Origin of the sequence: Methylobacterium sp. WL18 (genome assembly GCF_008040015.1) — a bacterium.
Lineage (GTDB): Bacteria > Pseudomonadota > Alphaproteobacteria > Rhizobiales > Beijerinckiaceae > Methylobacterium > Methylobacterium mesophilicum.
The window spans coordinates 1-1,534 of sequence record NZ_VRVD01000881.1; the positions used below are offsets into that span (position 1 = coordinate 1).

2 protein-coding genes are annotated in these 1,534 nt (G+C 73.7%); one reads left to right on the forward strand and one right to left on the reverse strand.

Going from position 1 to position 1,534, the window contains the following annotated elements; genetic code table 11:
• A partial coding sequence (locus tag FV228_RS29290; RefSeq protein WP_147857667.1) for an MFS transporter occupies positions 1-1,191 on the reverse strand: 1,191 nt, incomplete at its 3' end.
• A 94-nt stretch (positions 1,192-1,285) separates the two neighbouring features.
• On the opposite strand from FV228_RS29290, the gene FV228_RS29295 reads away from it, so the two are divergent.
• Positions 1,286-1,534 (forward strand): LysR family transcriptional regulator (locus tag FV228_RS29295; RefSeq protein ID WP_147857668.1); only part of this gene is annotated, 249 nt, incomplete at its 3' end.

Genomic DNA, 1,534 nt, shown 5'->3' on the forward strand with positions numbered 1-1,534 from the left:
GTGGGGGCCGGCCGCGTCACCGAGCCGGCCATAGAGCAGCGGGGCCGCCAGCGCGCTGCCCCCGAGCGTGCAGGTGTAGAACACCGCGAACGCCCGCTCGACCCGGCCGCCCGGGGCCAGTTCCGGCACCGTGCCGTACAGGACCGACGAAGTGCCGTTCAGCATCACCCCGAGCAGCGGCAGCAGGATCAGCGCGGGCACGAGCGGCAGGGCGATCACCGCCAGGATCGCGGCCGCGGTCCCGGTCTCGGTCAGCAGCACGGTCCGGGTCACGCCGAGGCGCTCCCCGAGCCGGCCGCAGACGGCCTTGCCGAGCGCGCCGCCGATGAACACCAGCGAGAGCGCGAGCCCCACGGTGGTCAGGGCCGCGCCCTTCTCCTGCAGCAGGAACGGCAGGTAGAGCAGGAAGGCGGGGCGGGCGGCGTTGTCGAGGGTGCCGATGGCGACGAGCAGCCCGAAGCCGGGCCGCGCCTCCGTCCCGTCGTCCACCCGCGCGGGGCCCAGGGCGGTCCGGGATGGCGCGCTGCGTGAAGTGGGATCACGCGGCAGCCAGCGGCCGACGCCGAGCGCGACCGCGACGCCCAACCCGGCGATCACCCAGAGCGCCGTGCGCCAGCCCGACAGGGTCAGCAGGAAGCCGACCAGCGGCGGCACCGCCGCCTTCCCGAGGTCGCCGGCGAAGTTGTAGGTGCCGAGCGGCCCCCGTGCGGCGGCCCCGTAGGCCCGGGCGATCACCGTCGAGGCGAGCGGATGCTGCGTGCTGCTGCCCGCGCCGCCGAGCAGCAGGCCGGCGCAGAGGCCGATCAGGCCGCCCGACGCCCCGGCGAGCGCGTAGCCGCCGGCGCTGAGCAGCGTGCCGAGGACCAGGACGGTGCGGGCACCGAGCGACTGGGCGAGCCGGCTCGCCGGCATCTGCAGGGCGGCGAGCGCGCCGTTATAAAGCGCGCGCAGCAGCGCCAGCGCCACGTAGTCGAGGCCGAACTCCGCCTGCCAGACCGGCAGCAGCACGTAGATCAGGTCGGTGTAGCCGTCGTGGAGGGCGTGGTTGACCCCGGTGACCACGAGGGTGCGCTTGTCCTCGATGCGCTTGTCCTCGATGCGCTTGTCCTCGATGCGCTTGGCCTCGATGCGCTTGGCCGTCCGGTCCGGGGCGTCGTCCAGCGAGGCGGTGAGCTCCGATGCGCGGGCCATCTGCTTCCCTTGGTGGTTCCACCGCAGGATGCGGGTCTCGCGCCCGGCTGACAAACGACTTATGCTGACGCTCGCGTGAGGAAATCTGACAGACATGCATCGCCGCCTGCCGCCGCTCAACGCCCTCAAGGCCTTCGAGGCGGCGGCCCGTCACGCGAGCTTCACCCGCGCCGCCGAGGAGCTGCGCGTGACCCACGGAGCCGTGAGCCGGCACGTGCAGATGCTCGAAGGCTGGCTCGGCGTGCCGCTGTTCGAGCGTCACAATCGGCGCGTGGTGCTCACCGAGGCCGGGCAGAGCTACGCCGCCGAGATCGGCGCCGCCCTCGACCGCGTCGCCCTGGCC